General features: G+C 67.7%; 15 protein-coding genes and 1 pseudogene. 8 read left to right on the top strand and 8 right to left on the bottom strand.

Annotated elements, in window-relative coordinates:
• Positions 1-9 precede the first annotated feature (9 nt).
• Complete coding sequence (locus tag AC5Y3P_RS21145) at positions 10-1,104, bottom strand: lysylphosphatidylglycerol synthase transmembrane domain-containing protein (protein ID WP_500047901.1); 1,095 nt, start codon at positions 1,102-1,104, stop codon at positions 10-12.
• Positions 1,105-1,211: 107 nt separating this feature from the next.
• Between AC5Y3P_RS21145 and AC5Y3P_RS21140 the strand changes: the two genes are divergently transcribed.
• Entirely contained in the window at positions 1,212-2,351 is a 1,140-nt protein-coding gene (locus tag AC5Y3P_RS21140) for an AI-2E family transporter (RefSeq protein WP_500047900.1), read from the top strand.
• 26 nt (positions 2,352-2,377) lie between these two features.
• On the opposite strand, the gene mmpL3 is transcribed toward AC5Y3P_RS21140, so the two are convergent.
• The 3 genes from mmpL3 to trmB form a co-directional block, all read right to left on the bottom strand.
• Complete coding sequence (gene mmpL3, locus AC5Y3P_RS21135; RefSeq protein ID WP_500047899.1) at positions 2,378-5,311, bottom strand: trehalose monomycolate exporter MmpL3; 2,934 nt, start codon at positions 5,309-5,311, stop codon at positions 2,378-2,380.
• A 91-nt stretch (positions 5,312-5,402) separates the two neighbouring features.
• Positions 5,403-6,098: an NYN domain-containing protein gene (locus AC5Y3P_RS21130; RefSeq protein ID WP_500047915.1), complete on the bottom strand. Its 696-nt coding sequence runs from the start codon at positions 6,096-6,098 to the stop codon at positions 5,403-5,405.
• 11 nt (positions 6,099-6,109) lie between these two features.
• Positions 6,110-6,907, bottom strand: coding sequence for a tRNA (guanosine(46)-N7)-methyltransferase TrmB (trmB, locus tag AC5Y3P_RS21125; protein ID WP_500047898.1), 798 nt, complete (start codon positions 6,905-6,907; stop codon positions 6,110-6,112).
• Positions 6,908-6,999: 92 nt separating this feature from the next.
• On the opposite strand from trmB, the gene AC5Y3P_RS21120 reads away from it, so the two are divergent.
• The 3 genes from AC5Y3P_RS21120 to AC5Y3P_RS21110 all read left to right on the top strand — a co-directional run bounded on the left by AC5Y3P_RS21120 (position 7,000) and on the right by AC5Y3P_RS21110 (position 11,763).
• Complete coding sequence (locus tag AC5Y3P_RS21120) at positions 7,000-8,025, top strand: hypothetical protein (RefSeq protein WP_500047897.1); 1,026 nt, start codon at positions 7,000-7,002, stop codon at positions 8,023-8,025.
• Entirely contained in the window at positions 8,022-9,539 is a 1,518-nt protein-coding gene (locus tag AC5Y3P_RS21115; RefSeq protein WP_500047896.1) for a hypothetical protein, read from the top strand. The genes AC5Y3P_RS21120 and AC5Y3P_RS21115 overlap by 4 nt, the downstream gene beginning before the upstream one ends.
• 406 nt (positions 9,540-9,945) lie before the next feature.
• Positions 9,946-11,763 (top strand): phosphoenolpyruvate carboxykinase (GTP), encoded by a 1,818-nt coding sequence (locus AC5Y3P_RS21110; protein WP_500047895.1) that lies wholly within the window; start codon positions 9,946-9,948, stop codon positions 11,761-11,763.
• Between the two features lie 81 nt (positions 11,764-11,844).
• Here the strand turns inward: AC5Y3P_RS21110 and ygiD are convergent.
• Positions 11,845-12,691 (bottom strand): annotated as a pseudogene (ygiD, locus tag AC5Y3P_RS21105) (4,5-DOPA-extradiol-dioxygenase).
• 103 nt (positions 12,692-12,794) lie between these two features.
• Here ygiD and AC5Y3P_RS21100 point away from each other — a divergent pair.
• Positions 12,795-14,123 carry a DUF2254 domain-containing protein gene (locus AC5Y3P_RS21100; RefSeq protein ID WP_500047894.1) on the top strand — a complete coding sequence of 443 codons (1,329 nt, stop codon included), beginning with the start codon at positions 12,795-12,797 and terminating at the stop codon, positions 14,121-14,123.
• 7 nt (positions 14,124-14,130) lie between these two features.
• Here the strand turns inward: AC5Y3P_RS21100 and AC5Y3P_RS21095 are convergent, their stop codons facing one another.
• The 3 genes from AC5Y3P_RS21095 to AC5Y3P_RS21085 all read right to left on the bottom strand — a co-directional run bounded on the left by AC5Y3P_RS21095 (position 14,131) and on the right by AC5Y3P_RS21085 (position 19,997).
• Positions 14,131-16,797: an ATP-binding protein gene (locus AC5Y3P_RS21095; protein WP_500047893.1), complete on the bottom strand. Its 2,667-nt coding sequence runs from the start codon at positions 16,795-16,797 to the stop codon at positions 14,131-14,133.
• Positions 16,798-16,881: 84 nt separating this feature from the next.
• The gene (locus AC5Y3P_RS21090; protein ID WP_500047892.1) at positions 16,882-18,324 is read right to left on the bottom strand and encodes an amidohydrolase; all 1,443 of its coding nucleotides are present in this window, start codon (positions 18,322-18,324) and stop codon (positions 16,882-16,884) included.
• Positions 18,325-18,419: 95 nt separating this feature from the next.
• Positions 18,420-19,997 carry a glycosyl hydrolase family 79 N-terminal domain-containing protein gene (locus tag AC5Y3P_RS21085; RefSeq protein WP_500047891.1) on the bottom strand — a complete coding sequence of 526 codons (1,578 nt, stop codon included), beginning with the start codon at positions 19,995-19,997 and terminating at the stop codon, positions 18,420-18,422.
• 66 nt (positions 19,998-20,063) lie between these two features.
• On the opposite strand from AC5Y3P_RS21085, the gene AC5Y3P_RS21080 reads away from it, so the two are divergent.
• From AC5Y3P_RS21080 to AC5Y3P_RS21070, 3 genes are all read left to right on the top strand, one after another.
• Positions 20,064-21,278 carry a TerC family protein gene (locus tag AC5Y3P_RS21080; RefSeq protein ID WP_500047890.1) on the top strand — a complete coding sequence of 405 codons (1,215 nt, stop codon included), beginning with the start codon at positions 20,064-20,066 and terminating at the stop codon, positions 21,276-21,278.
• Between the two features lie 34 nt (positions 21,279-21,312).
• On the top strand, positions 21,313-22,827 hold the full coding sequence (gene fadD4 / locus AC5Y3P_RS21075; protein WP_500047889.1) for a fatty-acid--CoA ligase FadD4: 1,515 nt from the start codon (positions 21,313-21,315) through the stop codon (positions 22,825-22,827).
• A gap of 12 nt (positions 22,828-22,839) precedes the next feature.
• The coding region (locus AC5Y3P_RS21070) for an enoyl-CoA hydratase-related protein (RefSeq protein ID WP_500047914.1) at positions 22,840-23,747 on the top strand (908 nt) is incomplete at its 3' end.

Below are 23,747 nucleotides of genomic sequence, written 5' to 3'. Positions count from 1 at the left end.
CGGGTCCGGTCAGCGATCTGCGATTTCGCTGTTCTGGCCGGCCGGGTCTGCGACCGCGTCCGGGTCGACTTTGCTCTCGGTGCGGAACATGAAGAAGAACACCACCCAGCCGATCGCGGCGATGAATATCCAGCTCACCAAGCGGTAGATCAGCATGGCCGAGATGGCCGCCGACAGCGTCATACCGCTGGACACCAAACCCGGCACCAACACCGCCTCGACCACCAACAGCCCACCCGGCATCAGCGGGATCGCGCCGACCGCGCGGGCGGCCGCATACGCCACGGTGACACCGGCCAGCGACGGTGACCCGCCGGCCGCGTACGCCGCGAACGCCAGGGCCGCGACATCGGCGATCCAGTTGAAGAAGGACCAGCCGAACGCCACCCCGAGCTGGCGCCGGGTCAGGCTGACCGCCTCGAGTTGGCGCAGGATCTCGCGCCACTTGTCCACCCAGGTGTCGGCCGGTTTGCCGCGCAGCCCGTTGATCCAGGCCAGCACCCGCACCCCGATGCCGTCGAGCAGCTCGGGCCGGGATGCCACCGCCTGCGCCAACAACAGCAACACGATGAACCCGCCCACCGTGAACAGCAGCGAGAACGGATTGTCCTTGGCGCCCAGCAGGACTGCGCCCCCCAACCCCAGCAGCGCCAGACCCACCACCTGCAGCGCCCCGGACATCACCAACTGCCAGGACGCCACCACCGGCGAGGCGCCCCAGATGCGTTGCTGGCGATAGACGAACGTCGCCGAGAGCACCGGACCGCCAGGCAACGTGGTGCTCAACGCGTTGCCGGCGTAGAACGCCGCCTCCGAACGCCACTGCCGCACCCGCACCCCGGCAGCCTTGAGCAGCTCCCGCTGGATCTGCGCGAAACTGTGCATCGAGGCCATCGCGGCGAGCACGGCCGCCAGCACCCACCAGGCGTTCGCGCTGATCAGACTGCTCCATGCCTTGGCCAGCTCATCCCACACCAGAGTGGCCTCGATGGCCAGCACCGCGACCACCACCACCAGGATCACCCAGCGGAGCCACCAGTACTTCCCGCGACCCGGCCTGCCCTGTTGCCTCGCGGTGTCCCTGGGTGGTGCGTCATGAGACACGCCGATCAGGGTAACGGTGCGGTCCGCGTCGACCGCTGTGTCGGCTCGGCGTGCCGACCCGACATTCCTGGACTCAACACCCGCGACACGCCAGTAGGCTGCCGCTCATGTCTTCCAGCGCGGTCGCCGCCGACGAATCCGTTTCACCCCTGGTGCGCAAGGCCGCCGCCTGGGCCTGGCGAATCCTGGTGCTGCTGGTCGCACTGGTAGCCGCGATGTGGGTGTTCAAGAAGCTCGAGGTGATCTTCGTCCCGGTGCTGATCGCCACCATGATGACCGCGTTGCTGCTGCCGGTGGTGGACTGGCTGGATCGACGTGGCTTTCCACGCGGTGGCGCGGTAGCGGTGGTGCTGCTGAGCAGCTTCGCGGTGCTCGGCGGCATCATGACCTTCGTCGTCAGCCAATTCATCACCGGGCTGCCCGGGTTGACCGACCAGGTCACCCACAGCATCGACTCGGTGCGCACCTGGTTGGTCGAAGGTCCGCTGGGATTGAGCCGCGATCAGATCGACAACGCCGGCAACACCGCCATCGACGCGTTGCGCAGCAACCAGGAGCGGCTGACCAGCGGGGCGCTGTCGACGGCCGCGACGCTCACCGAGATCGTCACCGGCGCGCTGCTGGTGTTGTTCAGCTTGATCTTCCTGCTGCACGGCGGCCGTAACATCTGGGCCTTCATCATCCGGGTATTTCCGCAGCCCACTCGCGAGCGGATCGCCGATGCCGGGCGGGCCGGCTTCCACACCCTGATCGGCTACGTGCGCGCCACCTTCCTGGTTGCCCTGGTCGACGCGGTCGGCATCGGCACCGGCTTGGCCATCATGGGCATCCCGCTGGCGCTGCCGCTGGCGTCGCTGGTGTTCCTGGGCGCGTTCATCCCGCTGATCGGTGCGGTGATCACCGGCTTCCTGGCGGTGGTGGTGGCGCTGCTGGCCAAGGGCTGGATCTACGCGCTGATCACCCTCGGCTTGATCCTTGCGGTGCAGCAACTGGAATCCCATGTGCTGCAACCGATCGTGATGGGACGCGCAGTGTCGATCCATCCGTTGGCCGTGGTGCTGGGCATCGCGGCCGGCGGTGTGCTGGCCGGGATCGTGGGCGCGCTGCTGGCCGTGCCGATCATCGCGTGCGCCAACAGTGCAACCCGGGTGCTACTGGCCGAGAATCCGGCGGCCGAGGAGGCCGCGCAGGAATCCGAGGACGCCGTCGTGATCGAGGCCGAACCCGACGTCGTCGACGACGATTGATTCCGTCGTCGACGCGGGACCAGCGGTCAGAGCCGGCCTTCCCGGCGCAGTAGCTCCTGGGCGCTGACCCCGCCGCCGCGCCGCTCGGTCGGTGGATCGTCGGCGCGCGCATTGAGCTTGTCGGTCGCCACCTCGGAATCACCGGATCGCTTGCTGACCGGGATCGCCCGGGTGGCGGGCTCGTCCTCGGTGTCCTTACCGCGCGGTACCCGGATTGCGGTGGTGTCGGCGTTGTCCGCAGCACCGCCGGGCGGCATCGACCGAGTGGGTTCCGACGACGGTGCCGACGGCGGGCGCTGTTGCGGCGCACCGCTTCCCGGCTTTCCGCGCAGATCGCCCAGCCACGACTCGATTTCCCGCTCACCGGTCGGCGGCGCGGGCGGCGGTTGCCGGTGTGTGACCGAACCCGCGGTTTGCACCGCATTGCTGACCACGTTGCGCACCGCGTTGCGGGCCGAGCTGAACCGGGTGGTCGGCGCGTCGGTGTCGGCCTGCGCGCTGGGAATGCGGGTGGTGCCGGCCTCCGACGGCTCGTCGCGCGGCGACCGCACCGGGGTCCGGGCCCGCGGGCGAGATGCACCCTCGGCGGCCGGGTGGGTCGGATCATGCGGCTGCTCGCGCCGCGCAGGGGCTCCGGCCAGCACCGACGCGGTCGGCTGCGGCTCGGGGTCGCGGGCCACCGGACGTTTGCGCTCGTCGGGCAGATGCGTTTCGCCCAGACCCAATTTGTTCTGCAGGACCTTCATCCAGCGCGGCGCCCACCAGCAGTCGTCGCCGAGCAGCTTCATGATCGCCGGCACCAGGAACATGCGGATCACGGTGGCGTCCAGCAGCAGCGCGATCAGCAGACCGAACGCCAGATACTTCATCATCACCAGATCGGAGAACACGAACGCCCCGGCGACCACGGCGAGCACCAACGCGGCCGCGGTGATCAAACGACCGGTGGTGGCGGTGCCGATCCGGATCGACTCCGCGGTGGACATGCCGCGCTCCCGCGCCTCGACCATGCGAGACACCAGGAACACCTCGTAGTCGGTGGACAGACCGTAGATCACCGCGATGATCAGACCGATCATCGGCGCCATCAGCGGCTGCGGTGTGTAGTTCATCAACCCGGACCCGTGCCCCTCGACGAACATCCAGGTCAAGATGCCCATCGTGGAGCCCAGGGTGAGCGCGCTCATCAACGCGGCCTTGATCGGTAGCACCAGCGAGCCGAACGCCAAGAACATCAGCACCGTGGTGGTGGTGATCAGCAGCAGCACCATCAACGGCAGCTTGTCGTACAGGCTGTGGATGCTGTCCTGTTCCAGTGCCGGCGTGCCACCCACCGAGATGGTGACACCTCGTACCCGGATGTCACGCAACTCGTCGATCTTGGCCGCGGCGTCGTTGCGGTTCACCAAGCCGTTCTGCAGCACCATGACATCGGGGCGCCCGGAGTCCTGTGGGCGGCCGGGTCGCTCGTCCCACATCGCGGCGGGATCTTCGCCGATGAACCCGGGAATGGCCAGTGCGCGCTGCCGGACCTCGGCGACCTGCTCCTCGGTGACCGGCGCGCCGTCGTCGCCCTCGATCACCAGCGTCAGCGGCTCGGTGCGGAAGGTGGGGAACAGTTCGTCGAATTGCTCTTGGGCCTGACGCACCGGGTTGTCCGGTGGCAGATATTTCTCGCTGATACCGCCCAGGCTCAGCGAGCCCAGCGGAATGATCATCGCGATCATCACGATCAGAATCGGCACCGCGTACATCAGCGGCCGCTTCATCACCTGGTTGACCAACTTGCCCCAGAAACCCTGCTCGACTTCTTCGCGGGTCTTGGTCTTCTGGGTCTTCTCGGCCAGCCAGTCGATGATCCGACGCGAGAACGTCCAGTTGCGCAGGAACGGCACGCGGAGCAGCGTGCGCACCCCCAACGCGTCCACGTTCGGGCCGAGAATCGCCAACATGGCGGCCAGCACCGTGGTCGAGAGCACCGCCGAGAGCATCACCGAGGCGATGATCGCGTAGGTGATCGACTTCAGGAATCCCTGCGGGAACAGCAGCAGCGGCAACGAGGACGCCACGATGATCACCGCGGAGAACATCACCGTTCGCCCAGAGGTCATCATGGTGCGCCGCACCGCGGCTTCGGTGTCGTAGCCCTCGGCGAGCTCCTCGCGGAATCGGCTCACGATGAACAGGCCGTAGTCGACGGCGATGCCCAGACCGATCAGGGTCACCACCGGCTGGGCGAAGAAGTGCACCGGTGTGACCTCGGCAACCAGGCGCATGATGCCGAGCGCGCCGGCGATCGACAAGCCGCCGATCAACGCGGGCAGGATCGCCGCGATCACACCACCGAACACGAAGAACAGCAGCACCGCCACCAGCGGGATGGCGGCGATCTCGGCGCGGTGCTGGTCGACTGCGATGGTTCCGGTCAGCTCACTGGCCAGCGGGTTGAGGCCGGCCAATCGAATGTCGCCGCCGTTGATCTGGCGCAGCTCATCCTCGACGGCCTGGTAGTTCTTCAGGATCTCGTCGTCGTCGTCTCCTTGCAGCGGGATGCTGACGAAGGTGTGCCGCAGATCGGAGGTCTTCATCTGCTGAACGACTTCGCTGGTGGTGTCCTGCGCTTTGAGCCAACCGACCCAGCTCAGTACCTGGTCGCCGTTGTTCTCGACGAACTCGTCGAGCTCCCGGTTCATCTCGGCCGACCACTTGGCGTCGGTGACCAACTTGTCGTCCGGCGGCGTGAGGATGGCAACGATGTGGCTGGTACGGTCCCGCCCGTAGACCTCGTCGGCCACCAGCGAGGCGTGCACGGATTCGCTGCCTTCGTCGTAGAAACCGCTCTGGGTGACCTTCGAGCCCAGGCTCATGCCGTAGATGCCGCCACCCAAGCACAGCGCGACCATCACCGCGATGACGATGAACCGGTAGCGGAACACCGTTCGACCCCACCAGGCGAACACGTAGGCTCCTAACGCTCTCTATCAAGACTGTCGCGATTCGAACATCGCGCTGCTGTGAAGTTGTATCCGGACGATCGCAAGGTCATCGCGATCAAGCCCGAGACGTAAGTAGCGCCGACAACGGCCGGAACGGCTGTAGCCACGCCCCCTCTTCTGGAAGCGAATCCAGGCCGATCCGGGGGAGAGGCTCCCGAAAGACCCCGGGAATATCCTCCAGGTCGACGAACTCCAAGGTATCCGACGCTAGTGCCCAGCTAGCGTGTTCGCGAAATCCGAGAACCTGCACCGGGGTGCCGTCCTCGGCGGCGATGGCCTCCAGCGGTTGCCGGAATGCCTGTCCGTCCGCCGACGCGACCAGCAGCGCACTCAGCCCTTCCGACCGCCGCAGCGCGATGTGCGCCAGCATGTCGGCGTCCACGTCGCTGTCCTCGTCGATCTTGGGCTTGGCAAACACCGCAAACCCGACGTTGCGTAGCGCTTCCACCCAGGGGCGCACCACATCGGCGCTGCCAGGGGCGATGTTGGTGAACACGGTGGCTTCCGGTTCCACCGGAACCGCGGCGCCGGTGCGCTCGGCCACCGCGGCGGAAACTTCCGCGGTGCGGCCCAACAGCCAGCGGCCCAGCGCGTCGAACCGAGGCCGATGCGCCGCGGTGGGACGCCCGCCGAGGATCGAGCCCAGCCCCATGTCCAGATTCGGGGCGTCCCACACCAGCAGCACGCGGGTCGGCCCGGAGGTGAGCGATGTCACGTCCGGATCGGCACTGTCGACGGGAGTGGTCGCCAGGTCCGATGTGGTCACGTGCGCTCCCAGACCAGTTCGGTCACCGCGCTGCCGGCGTCGTGGGCCTTGGATTCGTACTTGGTGGTCGGCCGGTGCACCGAGATCGGCAACGCGGCGTCGGCCCGGACCCGACGCAACAGGGGTTCGGCATCGCCCACCTCGGCGATCTGTTCGGCGTAGCCGGCGTGGTCGGTGGCGGCGTGCAGGATGCCGCCCGGACGCAGCCGGTCGGCGATCAATGCCACCGTCGCAGGTTGCAGCAGTCGTCGTTTGTGGTGCCGGGCCTTGGGCCAGGGATCCGGGAAGAACACCCGCACCCCGGTCAGGCTGCCCGGGGCGAACATGTGCTCGAGCACGTCCAGGCCGTCGCCGCGGACCAGCCGGATATTGGTGACGTTCTCGCGGTCGATTGCCGACAGCAGCTGAGCCAACCCGCGTTTGTAGACCTCGACGGCGACCACGTCGATGTCCGGTTCGGCCTGGGCCATGGCCAGCGTCGAGGTGCCCGATCCGCAGCCGATCTCGAGCACCAGCGGTGCGCTGCGACCGAACCAGCGTTCGGTGTCGATCGGGTCGACGGTGCCGTCCGTCGCCACCGCCTGGATGCCGATCTGCGGCCAGCGCCGTTCCCAGGTCCGGTGCTGCGCGTCGGACAGCGTGGAACGACGTGATCGGAAGCTGGTCACGCGGGGGTGCCGCTGCGCAGTCGACGATGCGGCCGGTTCGGCGGACGGCGCCGAGTCAACCTTTCGTTGCGCATGCATTCCCCCATCGTCTCGCACGGGCACCGAGGCACCCGCATCGTGGGGCATATTGATACCCAACAGTTGCCTTCGGCGCGCTCTCCACAGCGGGTCCGGGGGTGGCTCGCGCGGCACTCGTGGCGGTGCCACCATGACTGGGCATGAGCGGACAGGGGCAGCAGATCTTCGTTGAGGCGTTGGGCCGGCTGGCAGCAGTGGTCCGCGCCGACGTCGCCCCACGTTTGACCGCGCTGCACCGTTTCCTGGCCGCGCCGGTGCGGATCGGCGTGGCCGGCCGGCCCGGCGTGGGATGCCGCACCGTGGCGGCCGCGCTCACCGCAGCCGGCCACCGGGTATCTGGCGATGGGTGCGCCGATCTCGCGGTCCTGGTGATCGCCGAAACACTCAAACCCGAAGACCTCGCCGCGTCGGTCGGCGCCGACCTGATCGTGCTGGCCAAGGCCGATCTGGCCGGGTTTGCCGCACCCGGCCCGATGGCCGTCGCGCAGCGGCGCTGCACGCGGATCAGCGTCCAGACCGGGCTGCCAACCGTTCCGCTGGCCGCGCTGCCGGCGGCCTCGGCGCCGACCCTGGACGACGCCGCCCTCGCGGTGTTGCGCCGGGTCGCGGCCACCTCGGCGGATCTGCGTTCCCCGGATGCGTTCGTCACCGCCGAGCACCCGGTGCCGAGCGCGCAACGCCGCCGATTGGTGGGCACGCTCGGCCTGTTCGGCATCGCGCACGCGGTGCTGCAACTGCGTGCCCAGCCCGGTTCCGACGTCGCCGCGGTTCGGACCGCGCTGCGGGTGGCCAGCGGTATCGAGGCGGTGGACCGGGCTCTGCGACAGCTGGGCGCCGAAGTGCGCTACCGCCGTCTGACGGCCGTACTGCGCCGGCTCGACGAACTGGCGATCACCGAGGCCGAGGTCGCGGCCTTCCTGGCCGGTGACGAGGCGGTGCTGGCCCGGATGGCCGCGGCCACCGACGTCGTGCAGGCTGCCGGGCTGACCCTGGACGACCGAGACCCCGCAGGCAGTCCGGAATCTGAGGTGCAGTTACGCCGCGCGCGGCGCTGGCGCAGCTATGCCGCGGGCCCGGTGTCGGCGCTGCACCGCAACTGCGGCGCCGACATCGCGCGTGGCGCGTTGCGTCTGCACGCGGCGACGACCAGGCTGGGGCAGCGGTGAGCCCAGACCCCGACAACCCGATCGCCGCGGTCGACGCACTGGTCGGCGCATTCGTCCCGGAGCTGCGGCCCCCGGTGATCCGGCGGCTGGACGCCGTGCTGGTCACCGGACCGTGGCTGGCCGGTGTCAGCAGCGTCGCCGAGCTGCTGCGCACCCGATTGCCGCAGTACGCATTCATCGAATCCGACGATCTGCGCCCCGGCGACGCACCGCGCGCGGTGGTGTTCGTGGTGTCCGCGGCCGCGCAGCTGGCCGACTCGGACTGTGCGCTGCTCGCTGCTGCTTCGGCCGATACCGATCTGGTGGTCGCAGTGCTCGCCAAGATCGATCTGCACCAGGACTGGCGTCAGACACTGGAAGCTGATCGCGCGGTGTTGGCCGGGTATGCCAACCGCTACCGCGACGTGCCCTGGGTGGGTGTCGCGGCCGCCCCCGACATTGGCGAACCGGATGCTGCAGAACTGCTCGAAGTGCTCGAGGCGCAACTCGGACGCGATGATCTGACCCGACGAAACCGATTGCGCTCCTGGGAGACTCGGCTCGACACCGAGCTGCGGCTGCGCGCCGAAGAGGTGGCCGGAGCCGGCCGCCACGCCCGCATCGCAGCGCTGCGCGCCGAACGGGACTCCGCGTTGCGCGACGGCCGACTGACGAAGTCCGAGCGTTCGATTGCTCTGCGCAGCCAAATCCAGCAGGCCCGGGTGCAGCTGTCCTACTTCGGCAAGAACCGGTGCAGTTCGGTGCGCACCGAATTGGCCGAGGACGCCGCGACGATGACCCGCCGCCGGCTCCCGGAGTTCGTCGGCTACGTCGACCGCCGGGTCGGCGAGGTGATCGGCGAGGTTCAGGCAGGCATCACCGAGCATCTGGCCGACGTGGCGCAGGAACTCGACGTGCCCGCCGATCCGTCACCGCCGACCCGGGCGGCCCGTCCGGCGGTCGTTGCACCGCAGCTGTCCGGGCGGCGGTTGGAAACGCAGTTGACCATGCTGCTGGGCGCCGGTTTCGGGTTGGGTATCGCGTTGACGCTGAGCCGGCTGTTCGCCGGAGTGGCGCCCGGTTTGACGGCGCTCGGCGCGCTGGCCGGCGCTGCGGTGGGTGCGGCGGCGGCGGCCTGGCTGATCGGGACTCGTACCCTGCTGCACCAACGTGCGGTGCTGGATCGGTGGGTCGGTGAGGTGATGGCCGGGCTGCGCAGTGCGGTCGACGAGTTGGTGGCGACCCGGGTGTTGGCGGCCGAGTTGGCGTTGACGTCGTCGCTCAACCATCAGGCCGAGACGCGCGCGGCGCGGACCGCCGAGCGGGTGGCGCGGATCGACGCCGAGTTGCGGGAACACGAGCTCGCGGTGGCTCGGGCCGGCGCGCGTCGGGACCGCGAGTCACCGGCGCTGCTGCGCGCCCGGGCTGCCGTGCAAGCCCAGCTCGACGACGCTGAGCCGGCCGGTGCGCAGGTAGCTGAGCCGGCCCCAGAACTGGATGGTGTGGTTGCTGGAAGCTCCGGGCAGCAGGGCTGACCGGGGGCGCCGGCGACGTCGTCGCAGCCATTTCGGCTGGTTGTCGGGACCGGGGGGCCGGGCTTCGGCAGCCGAGCCGGGCGGGTGCGGAGCGGTCCTCAACTCGGTGCGCACGACTCGGCCGGCAGCGACCGGCTGTGGACCGCGGATGCCGGCGCGAGCGGCCCGCATCGAGCCAAACGGAGGCGGATCAAGCCAATAGCCACAGCATCTGAATCGATAAATCGGGCAGTTCGCTACTTCTGAATCGTTCCTGTGAGTGAATGGACATGGCCTCGGCTAACGGTCTATATGTCACCCGCGTTAACCTCTAACTAGGACTATCGTCGGCGACGATACGCCCGCCGGAAGGGGGCCTGCGGCCTCGCGAGAGACGCCCGAACACAACGTGAGCAGGAGATTTTCGATGACCTCAGCAACCATTCCAGGTCTGGACACCGCGCCGACCAAACACCAGGGTCTGCTCTCCTGGGTCCAGGAGGTTGCTGAGCTGACCCAGCCCGAGCGAGTGGTCTTTGCCGACGGGTCCGACGAAGAGTACTCCCGGCTGTGCGATCAGCTGGTCGACGCCGGCACCTTCCAGCGCCTCGACCCGGAGAAGCAGCCCAACTCGTTCTTGGCGCTGTCCGATCCGTCCGACGTCGCCCGGGTGGAATCGCGCACCTTCATCTGCTCCGAGCGTGAGATCGACGCCGGCCCGACCAACAACTGGATGGACCCGGCCGAGATGCGCGGCATCATGACCGAGCTGTACCGGGGTTGCATGCGCGGGCGCACCATGTACGTGATCCCGTTCTGCATGGGTCCGCTGGGCGCCGAGGACCCGAAGCTGGGCATCGAGATCACCGACTCCGAATACGTCGTCGTCTCGATGCGCACCATGACCCGGATGGGCCAGGCCGCGCTGGACAAGATCGGCGACGACGGCTTCTTCGTCAAGGCGCTGCACTCCATCGGCGCGCCGCTCGAGCCGGGCCAGCAGGATGTGCCGTGGCCGTGCAACGACACCAAGTACATCACCCACTTCCCGGAGACCCGCGAGATCTGGAGCTTCGGCTCGGGCTACGGCGGCAACGCGCTGCTGGGCAAGAAGTGCTACTCGCTGCGGATCGCCTCGGCGATGGCGCACGACGAGGGCTGGCTCGCCGAGCACATGCTGATCCTCAAGCTGATCTCCCCGGAGAACAAGGCGTACTTCATCGCCGCGGCGTTCCCGTCGGCCTGCGGTAAGACCAACCTCGCGATGCTGCAGCCCACCATTCCGGGCTGGCGCGCCGAGACCGTCGGCGACGACATCGCCTGGATGCGGTTCGGCAAGGACGGCCGGCTGTACGCGGTCAACCCCGAGTTCGGCTTCTTCGGCGTGGCCCCCGGTACCAACTGGGACTCGAACCCGAACGCGATGAGGACGATCGCCGGAGGCAACACCGTGTTCACCAACGTCGCCAAGACCGACGACGGTGACGTCTGGTGGGAGGGCCTCGAGGGCGATCCGCAACACCTGATCGACTGGAAGGGCCGGGACTGGACCCCGGAATCCGAGGAGAAGGCCGCGCACCCGAACTCGCGCTACTGCACCCCGATCTCGCAGTGCCCGACGCTGGCGCCGGAATGGGACGACCCGCAGGGCGTGCCGATCTCGGCGATCCTGTTCGGTGGCCGCCGCAAGACCACCGTGCCGCTGATCACCCAGGCCCGCGACTGGCAGCACGGTGTGTTCATCGGTGCAACCCTGGGCTCGGAGCAGACCGCCGCGGCCGAGGGCAAGGTCGGTACCGTGCGCCGCGACCCGATGGCCATGCTGCCGTTCATGGGTTACAACGTCGGCGACTACTTCCAGCACTGGATCGACATCGGCAAGAGTGCCGATGAGTCCAAGTTGCCGGCGGTCTTCTTCGTCAACTGGTTCCGCCGCGGCGACGACGGCCGCTTCCTGTGGCCGGGCTTCGGCGAGAACAGCCGCGTGCTGAAGTGGGCGATCGAGCGCATCGAGCACAAGGCCGAAGGCAAGTCCACCCCGATCGGCATCGTGCCGACCGCCGACGACCTGGACCTGACCGGCCTGGACGTCGACGCCGCGGACGTGAATGAGGCGCTGGCGGTCAACGTCGACGAGTGGCAGGCCGAGATCCCGCTGATCGAGGAGTGGTTCGAGTTCGTCGGTGAGAAGCTGCCCACCGGTATCAAGGACGAGTTCGACGCCCTGAAGCAGCGGCTGGCCTGATTCCTTCGCGTTGAGTCAGCGTCCAGGTAGGGATCGCACGCGTTTTCTCTACCTGGACGCTGATTCAATGTGGGGGGCAGCTCAGATGTTGGACTGTGAGCCAGGGGATTTCGGCTCCGCGGCCGGCACCCCGCGATCGTCGGTGCGGTCCTGCGGGCAGCTCACGCCCAACGTGTAGGACGTCATGGACAGCGATCCGTAGGCGTAGCCGTCCACCAGTACCTCGGCGGACTGCCCGGCACCGGCGGCCAGGCCGGCGAAGTACAGCGCCGGGATGAAGTGGTCCGGGGTGGGAGCTGCCGCGCGGTAGTCGGCGTGCTCGGACAGCCCGGCGAAATCGGCTGGCGCAGAAAGCATCTTCTCCTGGGCGGCGTCATCGAAGCGCTGCGCCCAGTCGAACCCACGGTCACCGAGCTGCCATTGGATGCTGCGCAGGTTGTGCACAATGTTGCCGCTGCCGACGATCAGTACGCCGCGCTCACGCAGCGGTGCCAGTCGGGCGCCCAGGTCGAAGTGGTAGTCGAAGTCCTTGTCGGCGTTGATCGACAACTGCACCACCGGGATCGAGGCATCCGGGAAGGCGTGTACCAGCACCGACCAGGTGCCGTGGTCGATGCCCCAACTGTCCAGGTCGGCGCCCACCCAGGTCGGGTGCACCGCTTCGGAGATCTCCTCGACCAGCTCCGGTAGTCCCGGTGCGGGGTAGTCGACGGCGAACAGTTCGTCCGGGAAGCCGTAGAAGTCGTGGATGGTGCGGGGCCGGGCCATCGCGGTGACCGCGGTGGCGTTGATGTACCAGTGCGCGCTGACCGCCAGGATCGCGCGGGGTCGCGGCACGGCGGTGCCGAACTGGTAGCCAGGCGGCGGTGTACCGGTTCAGCTCGAGGGCGTTCATCGGGCTGCCGTGTCCGATGAACGCGGCGGGCATCGAGGTGGGCTGCGGATCGGTCACCCCACCAGTGTCCCCAAGAACCCGGTCGGCTGGGCGAGAAGCCGAACTTCGCCGAACCGCACGGGCTAGCGTTCATCTCATGGCCAAGCCGCGCGTGCGCAGTGGACGACTGCGGCGCGAGGCGGCGCTGTACCGGTTCCGGGAAAGTCTGTTCGTGCTGCCGGTGCTCATCGTCGCCGGTGGCTTGTGCGCTGCGGTCGGACTGCTGGTGATCGACCGGATGCTGCGCAGCCACGAGTGGGGCTTGCCCGATGCATTTCACATGGGGCCCGGCGCCGCGCAGGAGTTCCTCGCGGTGCTGGCCGGCGCGACGATCACCACTGCGGGCGTGGTCTTTTCGCTCACCGTGGTGAGCCTGCAATTGGCCAGTCAGCAGTTCTCGCCGCGAGTGATGCGCGCCTTCATCGGCGACCGCCCGGCGCAGATCGTGATCGGGCTGTTGGTGGCTACCTTCGTCTACTGCGTTGTGCTGCTGTGGGAATTGCGCGACGACGACGTCACCGCGCCGGTGCTGGCCACCAGCGCGGCGGTGGTGCTGGCTGTGGTCACGGTGCTGAGCATCATCGCCTTCCTCGATCACCTGGCGCGCGGATTGCAGGTCGGCGAGGTGCTGCGGATCGTGGCGCTGGAGAGTGCGGAGGTGCTGGCCGAACTCACCCGGACCGGCCGTCGGGAACGGGCCCACGCCGGCGTCGACGTCAGCACCCTCGGCGAAGCGCACCGGGTGTTCGCGCACCGCGACGGCTGGGTAACCCAGGAGTCACTCGACGACCTGTTCGCAGCGATCCCGGAAGGTGGGGTCCTGCGCCTGGAGACCCGGGTCGGTGCCTACGTGAGCCGTGGACAACTATTGGCCCGGGTCTGGCCCCAGGAGGAAGCCAGCGACCTGGACGCCCGCATCCGGGCCGCGGTGTACGTCGGGCACACCCGAACCATGCAGGAAGACTTCGACTTCGGGCTGCGGCAGATGGTCGACATCGGCCTGCGCGCACTCAGCCCCGCGACCAACGACCCGAGCACCGCGATCGAGGTGGTGCTGCGGGTCGGTAGCACGATCCGGCTGCTGATCTTCGCCGGCGATGCGCCGACTGCGCTCAGCGGGCCGGGTGACCGAGTGCTGTTGCGGCCGTGGGACCTTTCCTACGAGGACTACGTCGCCCATGCCTTCGATCAGCTGCGCTTCTATGGTGCGCGCACACCCGATGTGGCCGCTGCGCTGATGCGCACGCTGAACATGTTGATCCACTCCGCGCAGGAAGCCGAGGTTCCGGACAAGCTGCCCGCGTTGGTCCGGCAGCGGGACCTACTGATCGCCGCCGTGCAGCGTCAACAGGACTGGCTGCCGCAGGAACGAGATCGGTTTCAGGCCATCGCCGATGGTGACAGTGACCCGGCCGAACATCGGTGACCAGTCTCTAGCGGGCGGGGCGACTTTGCGTTCGGGGGACGAGTTGGGCGCGGACCAGGTCGATCCGGCTGAGCGCATAACTGGTTATCTGGGCTGCGTTCATCGCCGCACCGACCTGCGCGTCGGACAGGTAGGCATCGACGCCCATGACGTGGCGAAGCCGCGCATCGCTTTCGGCAATCTCGGGGAACGTGGTATGCCCGGCAGGTAACGCCGAGAAGCCGAACACCGTAGCGGCCGCGGTGTATTCGCCGAGGCGCTCCAGAGCGCTTCCCAATAGGGCCAGTGGTACGCGCTGGTAGAGCAATCCGCCCGAGTCGTACCGGTACCGGATGGTCGTGGTCAGGTAGTCGAGCGCGGCGGCGTAGTCGGACTGCATTATCGCCAACCGCGCCAACATCAGGGTGATCGGTGATTCCAACTGTCGGTTGTAGCTGTCCCGGGCGATCGTCAGCGCTTGCTGCAGCACGGTGTAGGCGGCTGGCGGATCGATGTGGCCCTGTACGTACCCGAAGCTCAACATCGAGTAAGCAGTCCAATGCGGGTTCATCGGTGGCTCATTGGACATCAACTCATCGGTGATAGCCACGGCCTCCGCGATCGCGCCGGCGAGTTTGAGCGCAATGCCAAGGGTGGCCAGGATGTGCGGATGCCGACCTCGTCGCCGGATCAGATCGCGGCACCATCTGATAGACGGTTCGGGTTGCCCCATCGCCAAGAAGCCGGACGGAATGGTGACCACCATTTCGGCGGGCACCTCGTCGTAGCAGTCCAGCAGCATCGCTTCCTCGGTGGCCGCGGCGTACTGCAAGAACCGCTGGACCTGTCCCACGGCGTTGCATTCGGCGGCCCCGGCCAGCAACGCCGCTAGTCGGCGGTGCCCGACGGCTCGCGCCGGTTCGATCAGTTCCTCGGTCCAGGCGATCGGCTCATACTGTCCGTAGTGGTAGCCCAGATCGCTGCTGTAGACCGCGATGGCGGCCGCCATGTCGAGTTCGTCGCGGTCAGCGGCCCAGCGGAACGCGGCACGCAAATTGGGAAACTCGGTGTCGAACCACTCGAAGGCCTCGCGCTGGCGCGGGCTGTCCCACAGCCGCATGATTGGCCCTGCCTGGTCGGCGTAGTACCGGGCGTGCGCAGCTCGGGATTCCTCGGCTGCGCCCTGTTCGACCAATTTCTCTTCGGCGAAACCACGGATGGTCTCCAGCATCGAATAGCGGGTGCGTGGTGCAGTACGGTCGGCGATCACCAGTGATTTGCGCACCAGGGCGTCGAGTAGATCCAGGGTGTTCAGCTCGTCGGGTGAACCGGTCACGGCCGCTGCCGCGTCCAGGTCGAAACCGCCGGCGAATACCGAACATGTGTTCAGCACTGCCTTTTCGGCATCTTCGAGCAGGTCGTAGGACCAGCTCACCGCATGGCGCAGGGTCTGGTGGCGCGCCAGCCCGCGCCGGGATCCGACCAACAGCCGAAACCGGTCGTCGAGTCGGTCGCGCAATTCGCCGATGGTCATGGACTGAAGCCGGGATGCGGCCAGTTCGATGGCCAAGGGTATGCCGTCGAGGCGGCGGCAGATCTCGACCGACGCGCTCGATTGCTCGGTCGACAGGTCGGGTGAAACGGCCTGCGCACGGTCGGTGAACAATTGAACTGCTGCCGAGTTCTCGCCGGTTCGTAGCGCAGATATTGGGATGAGTTGCTCACCACTGCAACGCAATCCCTCGCGGCTGGTGGCCATGATGCGTGTGGTACGTGAGGCCGCCAGAATGGCCTCGACCATTTCACCGGCCGAATCCAGCAGGTGCTCGCAGTTGTCGAAGATCAACAGCTGTACGCGGTCGGCCGATGCGTTGGCCACACTTTGGGTCACGCTCAGCTCCGGCTGCCGGTGGACACCGAGCGCAGCGGCCACGGCGTCGGGCAGCGCGTCCGGGTCGGTCACCGCAGCGAGTTCGATCAGCCAGACGCCGTCCGGAAACGAATTGCCGCTGCGCACACCGAATTCCTGGGCCAGTCGGGTCTTGCCGACGCCGCCGACGCCGGTCAGTGTCACCAGTCGGTGCTCGCGCCGCGCGTCGTCGATCGTCGCGAGTTCGGTATCGCGGCCGACGAAGCTGGTGGTCGGCGGGTGCAGATTCCCCGGCGTGAATTCCATGGTGCGCAGGGCTGGAAAGTCGTCGTGCAGGCCTTCGGCCTGAACCTGGTGCAGGTCAACCGGTTTGTTCAGATCGCGAAGCCGATGCCGGCGCAGGGCACGCAAAGTGACCCCGTCGAGCAGGCCTGCGCTGGCGCCGTCGAGCAGCATCTGTCCGCCGTGCTGGGCGGCCATGATCCGGGCCGCGCGGTTGAGAGCGGTGCCGAAGTAGTCGCCGTCGCGGTGTTGGGCTTCGCCGGTGGCGATGCCCATCCGCACCGGCAGGTTCAGTTGCCGTTGTGCCGCGATGGCGGCCTCGACGGCCTGGGTGGGTGTGCGAAACACCGCGCACATGCCGTCGCCGGTGTGTTTGAAGACCTGGCCACCATGCCCGGTGACGGCCTCGGTCAACGTGGCGTCGTGCTCAGCCAACGCCACCCGCATGGCCTCCGGGTCGGCTTCCCAGCGTCGGGTGGAGCCCTCGATGTCGGTGAACAGAAACGTGGCGATACCAGGGTTCGTGCCCTCGTGATCGACCATCGCCGCCCCCGCGCCCGAGTAGGTGCAGAAAAAGCGTATGGCGTGGCGAGCGGTGCGCGCGCCCTAATCGGTGAGGTACGCGCCTCAGTTGCCGGGGCCCAGCCAGGCCAGCGACGCCGCGATCGCCGCCTCGGTCCCGGTGCGCAACGTGGGCTGGATGGCCGGCGCGAACTCCGGGTTGTGGTTGCCCACGATGGTCATGCCCGGCAGAAACCCACCGATACCCCAGAACGTGTACGGCACGCCGAACGCCGTCGGGATCCGGCTGAAGTCCTCCGAGGCCGGGACGCGTTCGAGTTCGTGCACCCGGCCGTCACCGAAGGCCTGCCGGAACGCCGTCGTCACGGTGTTGGTGACCTGCGGATCGTTCGAGGTCAGCGGGAACGTCGCGAGCGTCTCGAAGGTCGGCTCCTGCGGTGAACCCGACGCCTCGCACTCGCCGCGCACGATCCGTTCGATGGCGGACAGGATCTTCTCGCGCACGCCGTCGTCGTAGGTGCGCACGTTGAGCAGCAGTTCGGCGCGGTCGGCGATCACGTTGGGGGAGTCACCCACCTTGATCGCACCCACCGTCACCACACCGAACTCGTCGGGCGCGATCTCGCGGGACACGATGCCTTGCAGTCGCAGCACGATCGCCGACGCCAGCACCGCCGGGTCGACACCCAGGTTCGGCATCGACCCGTGGGTGCCCTTGCCGAACACTGTCACCTTCATGCTGTCGCCGGCCGACAGCGCCGGACCCACCCGGGTGGCCAGCTGTCCGGCCTCCGGTGCGGTCAGCACATGCTGCGCCAGGCAGACATCTGGTCGCAGGTCGGCCAGTTTTTCCACCAGGCCGTCGTCGAGCATGGCCTGCGCGCCCAGGCCGGTCTCCTCACCGGGCTGAAACAGTGCCAGGTAGGTGCCCGACCAGGCGTCCCGGTTGCGGGCCAGCAGCGCCGCCGCGCCCAGGCCGGCCGCCACGTGCATGTCGTGGCCGCAGGCGTGCATCTTGCCTGGTTCGACCGACGCGTAGTCCAGGCCGGTGGCTTCGGTGACCGGCAGCGCGTCCATGTCGGCGCGGAACAACACCCGGCGGCCATCCCCGTTGCGGAACACCCCCACCACACCGCCGCCGATCTGCAGGATCTCGTCGGCGCCGAGCTCCTCTAGTTTGGCGGTGACCTTGGCTGCGGTGCGGGCCTCCTCACCCCACACGTCGGGGTGGCGGTGCAGGTCCTTGTAGAAATCTTCCTGCCAGGGCTGGATCTCGTCGATCCCGGCGGTCGCCGCGCCCAGCTTGGCCGGCGTCAGCGACGGCTCGACCGGCGGGGCAGTGCTGGCCGACGACGTCGTCTCGCTCCCGGACGGCGACGACGGCGTCGTTCCGCAGGCCGCCAGCACCCCGGCGGCGCCGAGAGCCCCGATCCCACCAAGCACCTGCCGGCGGGTGGCTCGCCGGATGCCCATCGGCGTGGCCGGCTTGATCCGGACGTGATCCCATCCGCACACGTGCGCGCCGTAGAACTCATCTGCCGTCGACATCGAATGCCTTTCTACCGGAAAGCTGTTGATGTCAGTGTCGGCCAGACCGTGTGCTCCGCGGGCGGTATCGGCCTGGCCGGGGCGCACGTTCCCGCTCACTGGCAAGCCGGATTGTTCGCCGACGGGATGGTCACGAACGTGATGGTGGCGGGGGCCAGGACGAGCTCCCCGCGCTCGGCCGGCGCACCGGTCAGCTCGGGCAGTTGGTCGCCGGGCCCCAGGGTCAGCGGCTGACCGTTGAGCGTGACCGTGGTGGCATCCAATGGATCGGCCGCCAACGTGTAGCGCGCGCCGGGCATCGACAGGTTCAGCGTCTGGCTGGTGCTGCGGTCGTTGTTGATCGCCAACAGCGTCACCCCGCCCGGGGTTTCGGGTTGACAGTGCGCGTAGAGGTGGCGGCCCTGCTGGATCGGCACACCGGGGTCCAGCACGGTCTGGCCCATCAGCCGCTGCCACAGCAGCGCGGCCCAATAGTTGGGTTTGGGGCTGAAGTCCGTGTCATCGAGCAGGCCGTAGTCGCTGGCCACCAACGTATTGTGGGCCACCACCTGCACGCCTTCTCTGGCTAGTCGGCCCAGCTGATCTAGATACCGGAAGCTGTCCAAGAAGGTTGCGGCCCAAGGGTTTCCACCGCAGGCCGCGTCGGCGACCTCGGTCAGCCACAGGGGCGTGTCGGGTGCGTACCGGTCGCGCAGACCGCCGTAGAACTCGCGGGTCGCGCTGGTGCGGCCCAGCCAGTCCTCGGTCAGCGCCTCCTCGGGGGTGGTCTGCGGCATGTCTTGGCCGGCGCAGCGTTGCGAGGCGGCGCCGTAGTGGTGATAGGAGAACGCGTCCAGGCCGGGGCCTGCGGCGGCCAGCAGTTCGGTGGTCGGGATGGTGCCGCTGGTGCCGTACATCATGGAGAACAGGCCGGGGGTCTCGCCGACCGAACTGGGTCCGACGATCAGCATGTCGGGTGCGGCTTGGTCGGCGAAAGCCTTGAACGCCTGGAAATCTCGGCCGTAGTCGGCTGCGGTGTAGCCTTCCGGGGCGCCGCCCATGATGGCTGCGTTCGGTTCGTTCATGAACTCGGCGGCCGCGATCTTCCCGCCCACCGAAGCGGTGTAGTCCAACCAGCGGCGGGCGACCTCGGGCGTCCATACCCCGTCGGTGTCCCGGGTGCCGGGGCTGATCGCGAACGAGGTCAGGATGTCGGCGTCGACGGCGTCGGCGAAGTCGACCACGCCGCGCCACTGCTCGCGGGTGAGCACGCCGTCAAACCCGGCCGGCGGTTGCGCGGGCGGGGTGTCGGTGTCGGCGAAGTAGGTGGTGTTGGCCCAGGTTCCGCTGGTCCGCAGATAGGCCGGGCCCAACGCGGCGGCCAGCGTGCGAAGCCGCGGGTTGGTCAGATCCAGCGGTGGCCGGTACTCGTACAGCTCCGGGTCCATCCCGGGCGGGGTGGGCGCCGACGGCGGGGCGGGCGTCGCATCGGGATCAGACTCGTAGGGCCGCCAGAACGCACCGCCGGTCACCTCGAGCATTTCCACGTTGTAGGACTGATAGCGCTCGTCGACGGTGCCCAGCCGTGGGAACGACGCAGGTTCAACCCAATCCGGTGGTTCCTCGAACGAAGCCGATCCACACCCGGCGCTGGCCAGCAGCGCGAACACCACCCCGGCGTGACGCAGACCCATCAGACGCATGCCCTCGAATGACCTGTGCGCCGGGCAGCTAAACCTTGCGCAGCTACTCTCGATGAGGTGTATGTCCCCGGCTGGGTGTGGGCCCTGACGATTGCGTTCATCATCGGGCTGCTGGCGTTCGACTTCTTCTTCCACGTCCGCACCGCGCATGTGCCGACGCTGCGCGAAGCCGCGGTGTGGTCGGCGCTCTACGTCGGCATCGCGGTGCTGTTCGGCGTCGGGGTGCTGGTCTTCGGCGGTTCGGATCCGGGTTCGGAGTACTTCGCCGGTTACGTCACCGAGAAGGCGCTGTCGGTGGACAACCTGTTCGTGTTCCTGGTGATCATGGCCAGCTTCCGGGTGCCCCGCGAGGATCAGCAAAAGGTGCTGCTGTTCGGGATCGTGTTCGCGCTGATCGCCCGCACCGGTTTCATCCTGCTGGGAGCGGCGCTCATCAACGCGTTCGCCTGGGTGTTCTACGTGTTCGGCCTGATCCTGCTGCTCACGGCCGGCAACCTGCTCAAACCGGAGGACGACAGCTCCCGCGAGGCCGACAACGTCGTGATCAGATTGGCCAAGAAATTCATCCGCACCACCGAGCACTACGACGGCGACAAACTGGTCACCACCATCGACGGCAAGCGCGCGCTGACCCCGATGCTGTTGGTGATGGTCGCCATCGGCGGCACCGACATCCTGTTCGCGCTGGATTCGGTGCCGGCGATCTTCGGTCTCACCCAGAACGTGTACCTGGTCTTCACCGCGACGGCGTTCTCACTGCTGGGGCTGCGTCAGCTGTACTTCCTGATCGACGGCCTGCTCGACCGGCTGATCTACCTGTCCTACGGACTGGCCACCATCCTGGGTTTCATCGGGGTGAAGCTGATCCTGCACGCCCTGCACGAGAACAACGTGCCGTTCATCAACGACGGCGAACCGGTACCGGTGGTCGAGATCAGCACGGGGATGTCGTTGCTGGTCATCATCGGCGTACTGGTGCTCACCGTGACCGCATCGCTGCTCAGTCGCAAGGGCCGGGCCCGTACCGTGATCGCCAATGCGCGTCGGCACGCCACGGCCTACCTGGACTCCGAATACACCTACGACCCCGCTGAGCGGGAACGCATCTACGCCCGACTGCTCGACGAGGGGGACCAGATCCGGGCCCTCGACCCTCGGTACCGTCAGTTGATGCGCGACGAGCCGGATCTGACCGCGCTGCTCGAGCGTGCTGCCGCCAAACACGACGAAGCCGTGCGGCGGCGTCCGGGACCGAATTCCGCAGCCACTTGACACCCGTCAACAACTGACATCGTAGAGTCGGTCCATGCAGATCCGTCAGCATGTCGGCAAGGACAAGCCGGCCATCATCTTGTACCCGTCCGGCACCGTGGTCACCTTCGACGAACTCGAAGCCGCCGCCAACCGGTTGGCGCATCTGTTCCGGGCGCACGGCCTGAAGGAAGGCGACGTGGTCGCGATCCTGATGGAGAACGGCGCCAACATCCTCACCGCGATGTGGGGTGCGCGTCGGGCCGGGCTGTACTACGTGCCGGTCAACACGCACCTGACCGCAGCCGAGGTGGCCTACATCATCGACAACAGCGGTGCCTCGGCGATCATCGGTTCGGCCGCGGTGCGCGACACGCTGGCCGAGTTGGCCGCCGAGTTGCCCAACGGTCTGCCCGAGCTCCGGGTGATCGCCGACGGTGACCTCGACGGCTGGCAGCGCTACCCGGAATGTGTTGCCGATCAACCCGACACCCCGATCGCCGACGAGATCGAAGGCGACCTGCTGCAGTACTCGTCGGGCACCACCGGACGCCCGAAGGGCATCAAACGTGAACTGACGCACCAGGATCCGTCCGAGGTCCCGGGCATGATGGCCATGCTGGTCTCGTTCTGGACCCATCCCGACGCGGTCTATCTGAGCCCGGCTCCGCTGTACCACACCGCGCCGTCGGTGTGGACCATGCAGATGCACGACGCCGGCATCACCACCGTGGTGCTGGAGAAGTTCGACGCCGAAGGCTGCCTGGACGCGATCGCCAAACACCGCGTCACGCATGGCCAGTTCGTACCGGTGATGTTCACCCGGATGCTGAAACTGCCTCAGTCGGTGCGGGATTCCTACGACGTGTCCAGCCTGGAGCGGGTGATGCACGCCGCCGCGCCGTGCCCGGTGGACATCAAGAAGCAGATGATCGACTGGTGGGGGCCGATCGTCGACGAGTATTACGCGTCGTCGGAGGGCATCGGCGCCACCTTGATCACCGCCGAGGACTGGCTGGCCCATCCCGGCTCGGTCGGCAAGGCGATGACCGGTGTGGTGCACATCCTCGACGAGGACGGCAACGAACTGCCGGCCGGTCAAGCCGGGGAGATCTACTTCGAGAGCGCGCTGACCTTCGAGTACCTCAACGACGAAGAGAAGACCGCGAAATCCCGCAACACCCACGGCTGGAAGACGGTGGGCGACATCGGGTATCTCGACGAAGACGGCTATCTGTATCTCACCGATCGCCGGCACCACATGATCATCTCCGGTGGGGTCAACATCTATCCGCAGGAAGCCGAGAACATGCTCGTCACCCACCCGAAGGTGATGGATGCCGCGGTGTTCGGCATTCCCGACGACGAGATGGGGCAGTCGGTCAAGGGCGTGGTGCAGACCGTCGACCCAGCCGACGCCACCGAAGAGTTCGGTGCCGAACTGATCTCCTGGCTGCGAGATCGGTTGTCGCACTACAAGTGTCCGCGTTCGATCTCGTTCGAGGCCGACCTGCCGCGCACCGACACCGGCAAGCTCTACAAGCAGAGCCTGATCGAGAAGTACTCCTAGGAGGTGTCCGCGCTGCGGGTCGTCGATCTGGCCGAACCGCCCGGCCCGGAACCGACGCTGCCCGGGATCGTGGTGGCGATCGGCGCCCCGACCGCTGAGCACGCCGAATACTGGCTGCAGTACGCGACTTTCACCCTTTCGGAGTCCGCGTCTGACGATCGCCGAGTGGTGCACGTCGACTCGGTCCCGCGGGTGCTGGCCGACCTCGAGCAGCGGGTGGCGCGCTGGCCGCACGCCGCCTCGGTGTGCGACGACGTGCTGCGTGCCGTCGACGTCGCCGCCCCGGCACTGCCCGGCGTGATCACCGAATCACTGGCCTACTCCACGCTGCAGTCCGGCCCGGAGTTCGCCCGCTGGCTCGCCGAGCGGGGTCCGGTCCAGGTGCCGCACACCCCGGATCCGGTGCTGGCGGCCCGCGAGGGCGACACGCTGCACGTGCGGTTCAACCGGCCGCAACGGCACAACGCGTTCTCCACCGATGCGCGCGCAGCGCTGCTGGACGCCCTCGAGGTAGCCCGGCTGGATCCCAGCATCGCGGCCATGGTGCTCACCGGAGCGGGCCGATCATTTTGCAGCGGTGGCGATCTCGCCGAGTTCGGGACCTTCGACGACCCGGCTGCCGCGCACCTGGCCCGGACCCGATACAGCCCGGCGTTGGCCTTGGACGCGATCACCACCCGACTGGGTCCGGCCTGCCGGGCCCAGGTGCACGGTCGGGTGCTGGGCAGCGGGCTGGAGATGGCGGCGTTCTGCGGCCGGGTGATCAGCACCCCCGCCGCGGTGTTCGGGCTGCCCGAGTTGTCGTTGGGTCTGCTTCCCGGAGCCGGTGGAACGGTCAGCATCACGCGTCGGATCGGCCGCTGGCGGACTGCCTATCTGGTGCTCTCCGGGCAGACGATCGGGGTCGAGACCGCGCTGAG

This window comes from Mycobacterium sp. NGS45, assembly GCF_059812645.1.
This window is presented reverse-complemented; position numbering and strand designations above follow the sequence as displayed.